This is a genomic window from Mesorhizobium sp. B2-6-4 (assembly GCF_006441495.1).
Lineage (GTDB): Bacteria > Pseudomonadota > Alphaproteobacteria > Rhizobiales > Rhizobiaceae > Mesorhizobium.
Genome location: NZ_VFUE01000033.1, coordinates 34,229 through 40,634 on the forward strand (window position 1 = coordinate 34,229; position 6,406 = coordinate 40,634).

General features: G+C 60.5%; 6 protein-coding genes. All 6 read left to right on the forward strand.

What is annotated here, in order from left to right; genetic code table 11:
* Window positions 1-11 precede the first annotated feature (11 nt).
* The gene (locus FJ426_RS29800) at window positions 12-1,187 is read left to right on the forward strand and encodes a DegT/DnrJ/EryC1/StrS aminotransferase family protein (protein WP_140513507.1); all 1,176 of its coding nucleotides are present in this window, start codon (window positions 12-14) and stop codon (window positions 1,185-1,187) included.
* Window positions 1,184-2,194: a thiamine pyrophosphate-dependent dehydrogenase E1 component subunit alpha gene (locus FJ426_RS29805; RefSeq protein WP_140561286.1), complete on the forward strand. Its 1,011-nt coding sequence runs from the start codon at window positions 1,184-1,186 to the stop codon at window positions 2,192-2,194. The genes FJ426_RS29800 and FJ426_RS29805 overlap by 4 nt, the downstream gene beginning before the upstream one ends.
* Before the next feature lie 3 nt (window positions 2,195-2,197).
* A complete protein-coding gene (locus FJ426_RS29810) occupies window positions 2,198-3,130 on the forward strand; it encodes a transketolase C-terminal domain-containing protein (protein WP_140561287.1) in 933 nt (310 codons plus the stop codon).
* 6 nt (window positions 3,131-3,136) lie between these two features.
* A complete protein-coding gene (locus tag FJ426_RS29815) occupies window positions 3,137-4,231 on the forward strand; it encodes a NeuD/PglB/VioB family sugar acetyltransferase (protein WP_140561289.1) in 1,095 nt (364 codons plus the stop codon).
* A 327-nt stretch (window positions 4,232-4,558) separates the two neighbouring features.
* Window positions 4,559-5,743 carry an acyltransferase gene (locus FJ426_RS29820; RefSeq protein WP_140498450.1) on the forward strand — a complete coding sequence of 395 codons (1,185 nt, stop codon included), beginning with the start codon at window positions 4,559-4,561 and terminating at the stop codon, window positions 5,741-5,743.
* Window positions 5,744-5,840: 97 nt separating this feature from the next.
* Window positions 5,841-6,406, forward strand: a 566-nt coding sequence (locus FJ426_RS29825) for a cysteine hydrolase (protein WP_140825681.1), incomplete at its 3' end; no start/stop codon positions are given.

A 6,406-nucleotide genomic window follows, 5' to 3' on the forward strand; every position in this document is an offset into this window, starting at 1 on the left:
AGTATTCTGCGATGAAACGCTGGCCAATCTACGACGAAGAACAAATAACCGATGTGGTAGAGGTTTTGCGATCCGGCCAGGTGAACGCCTGGACCGGCGACCATGTGAAGACCTTCGAACGCGCCTATGCGCGCAGCCTCGGCCGACGTCACGCGGTGGCGCTGGCCAACGGCTCGCTCGCGCTGGATCTTGCGATGAAGATTCTCCACATCGGCGCCGGTGACGAGGTGATCGTCACGCCCCGCAGTTTCGTCGCCTCCGCCGCCTGCGTCATGTTTGCCGGCGCCACGCCCGTTTTCGCGGATGTCGACCCGAGTTCGGGCAACCTTTCCGCCGAGACGATTGCGCCGAAGATAACGGCTCGAACAAAGGCAGTGATCGTCGTGCATATTGCCGGCTGGCCGTGCGACATGGCGCCGATCATGGAACTCGCAAAGCGCAGCGGCATAAAAGTCATCGAAGATTGCGCCCAGGCGCATGGAGCCGAATACAACGGACGACCGATTGGCTCCTTCGGCGACATAGCGGCGTTCTCGTTCTGCCAGGACAAGATCATCACGACGGGCGGCGAAGGTGGGCTTGTCGCAATGGACGACAAGAAATTGTGGCTCGCTGCCTGGAGCCTCAAGGACCACGGCAAGAACTACGATCTGGTCTTTGCCCCCCATAGGGCGACAGGGTTTCGCTGGCTGCATGACAGCATCGGCACCAACTGGCGCATGACATCAATCCAGGCAGTGCTTGGCTTGCGGCAGCTCGAGCGCCTACCCGACTGGACTCGCCAACGCGAGCGAAATGCCAGCATCTGGATGAGGACGCTTGCTGAATTGCCGATGCTGCACGCGCCCCAGCTCGGTTCGGAGCATAAGCATGCCTGGTACCGATGCTATTTCTATATCAAGCCCGAGATGCTGTCCCCCGGATGGTCGCGCGACGAGTTGATTGCGGCTATCAATGCGGCCGGCGTCCCATGCTTCTCGGGAAGCTGCTCTGAGATCTATCTTGAACATGCCTTCGCGGACGCCGGGGTAGCGCCGCCCGAACGTCTGCCGATCGCACGGCAGCTCGGTGAAACGAGTATGGCTTTTCTGGTCGACCCGTCCTGGACGACCGAGGAGACCATGGCTGCCGCGTCGACGGCGCGGTCAATCCTTGTTACGGCTTCGCGCCAGCTCGAGGCAGCATGACAAAGGAACGCGCGATCAGGAAGGATGAAACCGTTCCAGCGTCTTCTCTGGCAGAGCTGCAGATAGTGACGTCGTCAGCAGCGCGGAACCTCACCCTTGCCCCTACAGAGCGTGGTTTGCTCGGATTCGAACTGCCAGCCGCGGCTCGATTTTATCAGCAGATGATGCTCATCCGGCTCGTGGAGGAGCGCTTGCTCGATCTTTTTTCCCAAGGTCTCCTGTTCGGCACGACGCACACGTCCATTGGACAGGAAGCCAATGCGGTTGGCGTGATAAACGCTCTTGACCGGGACCGCGACATTGTCTGGAGCAACCACCGCTGCCACGGTCATTTCATTGCCTATTCGGGCGAAGTCGAGGGCCTGATAGCCGAGATCATGGGGCGTGTAACCGGCATTTGCGGCGGACGCGGCGGCAGCCAGCACCTGTGCTTCCGCAACTTCCACTCCAATGGCATCCAAGGAGGCATCGCACCCGTCGCGGTTGGTAGTGCGCTGGCGCGAAAGGACGAAGGCGCCGTCGCAGTGGTCTTTCTCGGCGACGGCACGATGGGCGAGGGAGCCGTATACGAGAGCCTTAACCTTGCGTCTGTTTTCGCCGCCCCGGTGGTCTTTGTGATCGAGGACAACGAGATCGCCCAGACGACGCCCAAGCATCTGACCGTCTCCGGTTCGATCGTCGCCAGGGCCGAGCCGTTCGGCGTCCGCACATTCGCCTATGACGGCAACGATCCGGTCGCGATATATGAGCTCGCCCAAGAAGCCGTAGGCTATGTACGCGCCGAATCCCGCCCTTGCTGGCTCTACTTGCGAACCGAACGGATCGGCCCCCACAGCAAGGGAGATGATACGAGGCCGGCGGAGCGTCTTGAGCAAGCTCGAGCCAGAGATCCCATACCCCCGATGCGCCGGCGCGTTGCGAACGCCGATGAGATCGACGCCTACTGCCTGAATGTCGTGGACAGCGCGGTCGAATCCGCCGCCGCGGCCGCCTTGGCGCGGGGCTGATCCATGCGTGTCGTCGAATCTATCAACCGCGCGCTACACGATCTCATGGGAGCCGATCTCCGTCTGGTGATTTTGGGTGAGGATGTCCTTGACCCCTACGGTGGCGCCTTCAAAGTCACCAAGGGTCTTTCGTCAGCCTATAAGGACCGTGTCTGGACCACGCCGATCAGCGAAGGCGGCATTGTTGGCATGGCGGCAGGCATGGCCATCAAAGGCCGGCCTGTGATCGTCGAACTCATGTTCGGAGACTTCATAGCCCTTGCTGCCGACCAGATCATCAATCACGTCGCCAAGTTCCGCTGGATGTACAACGATCAGGTTGAGGTCCCCGTCATCATCCGCGCTCCCATGGGCGGACGGCGCGGCTATGGGCCGACGCACTCGCAAAGTCTGGAAAAGCATTTTTGCGGCGTGCCCGGGCTGACGGTGCTTGCCACTCACGAGTATGCCGATCCTGGCACGCTTCTGCATCGGGCCTTCGCGTCGCGATCCCCTCACCTGATCATCGAAAACAAGGTGATGTATTCCAGGCCCGTGCTCGGACCCGACGCGCTTCCACGCCCGGCGGATGCAGATGTCGTGATCCTGACATATGGGGGTTGCGTCGAGCACGCTGTCGCGGCCGCAAAGAAACTCGCGCAAGAGGAGGAAATCGCGACCACCGTGGTGGCCGTCGAACAGCTGTCGCCCTTCCCTGGCGATGAGGTCCGAAGCCAGGTCGGCAACTGCACGCGTGTGGTCGCGGTGGAGGAAGGCTCTCCCGGCTGGGGCTTCGCGTCGGAGTGTGCGCGCGCGCTGATCGGCCGGGTCAGGCACTTCAGCGCATTGACCGGGCCCGATCACCCCATTCCCTCAAGCCGCGACTGGGAGGACGATCTGCTGCCGGGTGTGAACGCCATCCAGGCGGCCTGCATCGACCTGTTCCAGAAAGGCTAAGCGTACATGACCGTGCTTGTCGAAGCCCCGCGGGTTAACGCCAACGAGGACAATCTCCAGCTCATCGAGATTCGGGTCGCACAAGGTGAAAGGGTCGAACAAGGCACCATTCTTTTCGTGCTTGAGACCACCAAGGCCGCAGTCGAGGTAGATGCTCCGGAGGCAGGAACTGTCGGCCTGCTGGACATCAAGGTCGGTGACTTCGTTCCTGTCGGCGCAACGCTTTGCAAAATCATCGACGAAAATTCGAATGTCGTTGTCGGGGAGACCAGCGCGGCCGATGTCGGGGCCAGCGAAGTCGCGATAACGGCTAAAGCCCGCAAGGCCGCATCCGAGCTCGGGGTCAACCTTGCGGACGTCATTCCGTCCAATGGCCGCATTGGCGAAGCCGAGGTGCGCGCTGCTGCCGGTCGCCGATCCGCCGCCAAGAGAGCCGAACCGGGCGAGCCGAGTTCCGTCGCCTTCTCCAGGCGGGCCGTCATCATCGGCGGCGGCGGCCACGCCGCCTGTTTGATCGATGCTCTCGATGGTGCCGGATACGATATCCTGGGCTGCACCGATCAAGCGTTGCCCGCCGGCCACCACGTCTGCGGCGGTATTTCGGTGATCGGCACGGAAGACTGCCTGGAGCGTTTGCTTTCCGAGGGCACGCGCTATGCTTTCATCGGCATCGGAGGCGCCCAGTCAAGCCAGGTGAGGCGGGCAATGTATGAACGCGCCACCGCAATGGGCTTCGTTCTGCCGCCTGTGATCCATCCTTCCGCGATCGTCTCCAAGGCGACCAGGATTGGACATGGCTGCCATATTCTGGCCGGCGCGAGCATCGGTCCGCGCTGTACGATCGGTAACAACGTCATCGTCAATCAGGGGACTATAGTCTGCCACGACAGCGTCGTTCAGGATAATGCGCACCTAACACCAGGCGCCATCCTGGCCGGCGGAGTGGGCATCGGAGCCATGACCGTCGTGGGCATGGGCGCAACGGTGCTCCTGGGCGTCCAGATCGGCGCCGACTGCCTGATCCACAACGGCGCGCACATCAGCGCCAATGTCGCAGACAACACCATCGTCGACGCGCAGGGCCGCCGCCATCTCCGCTAATGCATGTCGCCCAAAGGCGATCTCCGGCTCGAGAAAGCGACATGGCGGGGCGGTTCGACGGGGCGGCTCTCGTGGCTGCGGCCGAGGGTTCGCCAATTCCGATCGGTGTCAGTCAAGCCGTACTTCGGTTGCGGTCCAGCGATCGCCCGCAATCAGCATCGGGCCTGGGTTAAGTCAGTCCCGCAATGCGGCTGTTAGTCATCCGGTGGAGTTTTTCTGCGGCAGCCCACTACTTTTGGGCGGGGGTGTCCTTCGAATTCCCGAGCATTGCGAGACCTGGGATGGTGTACGGTGAAATGGTCTGCGGGATCCAACTTGAAGGCTCAGATGACCGTTGCACATCTCCATCCTCAGAACTCATCGGGTCCGCAGCATTTTCCCGTCGAAGCGTCAGCGAAGCCGGCTGGCGACAATTCGTTCAATGTAGCCGCGCATGGGTTGCGCGGCATTGCTTCTCTTATGGTCTTCTTCGCTCACCTCCTGGGCGGCACGGCGGAGCACGTCTACGCCTCCAATTCGGCCTATGTCGACCGCATTACGCCCTTCTGGAATTTCGGCACCTTCGGAGTCTGCCTTTTCTTCGTAATCAGTGGCTTCGTCATCCTGCCCAGTGCGATACGCTATAGTCCCGCTCAGTTTGCTGCCCGACGGTTCCTGCGCCTCTACCCTCTGTTTTTCGCGCTAAGCCTGCTTTTCATCTTGCTGAACGCAACCACCAACTTTTATCCCGAAACCAACAATCTCACAGCGGTTCTGGCAGGACTGACATTCCTGAACCTTGCAACCCATACCGAGCAATTGACGCCGAACGCGTGGAGCCTGACCTTCGAGGTCTGGTTCTATGTGTTTACGGCAGCGTTCGTTTTCCTGACGGTTCGTCGCCCAACCAGACTCGGCACAATTGCGCTCGGTCTTCTCGCGGCGCTCTTTATCGCCCGGTACCCGATCGCCTTGTATTTTCTTGCCGGCGGGCTGATCCGCCTTGCCTACGACCGATTTGAATGGGTAAACCGGGGCCGCCATCGGCTTGCCGAGAGCGGGGCGCTGGCAGCTTGCGTCTTTCTGGCCAGCCGCGGCCATTATGACTATCACTGGTCCGATTTCCAAAATGCCGAGCTTCCCTTGCTCATGGTCGCGACGGGGCTCTACTTCTGCCTTGCAGTGTCGCGGAACAGCTTGACGGCACTACTCCTTGGCAATCGGCTGCTTCGATACTTCGGAACGGTGAGCTACAGCCTGTATCTGGTGCATCCCTACACGTATCTTCTGACACGCTCGCTGTTTTCCCGCGCCCATCTTTTTTCCGGCAATGTTGTCCTATCGATGAGCGCCTTCATTTTGGCGGCGGCGGCGATCACCTGGGTGCTGACGCATTTCGCGAACCGAACGCTTGAGCTGTGGCCCTATGAGTTTGTCTATCATCAGAAGATCTATCGCTCGGCCTCGCAGCCAAGCGCGATGCGGCTTTGGCTGGCGTCAAATGCCAAACGTGCGGCATGGCTAAGGGGGTAGGATCGCCGTTGCGCGGCGGCCTGCGGCTTTTGAGGCGGATAGATAGCAGACTGGTCGTAACCACTGTTGTTAGGCTGCAAGCAGGGATGAGGACGAAATGCATCCATTTGTCATCGACGCCAAGCCTCAACCTATTTCAATTGATCCCGCTGACGCCGCCGTACTCGTCGTGGACATGCAGAATGACTTCGGCTCCAACGGTGGAATGTTCGACAGAGCCGGAATCGATATCTCCGGGATTCAACGGGCTGTAGGCCCTACTGCCAGCGTAATAGCTGCCGCTCGCGAATTGAGCATGCCCATCGTCTACCTGAAGATGGGATATCATCGCGACCTCTCGGACCTTGGAACGTCGGACGCCCCCAACCGTATTCGACATCTCCAGATCTTCGGGGTGGGCGCGAACATGACAGCCCCGGATGGCAGCGAGAGCCGGATTCTGATCCGCGACACCTGGGGAACAGAGGTCGTCAACGGCCTCAAGCCACAGGCTGGGGATGTCGTCCTCTATAAAACGCGATTCAGCGGTTTCTACGAAACCGAACTCGATTCTGTTCTGAAATCCGCAGGCGTCAAACACCTCATCGTAAGCGGTGTTCTCAGGCCACGGCCTTTAGCTCAGGCGCCCGGATGTAGGCCCACGGCAGCAGGTCGTCGATCTGG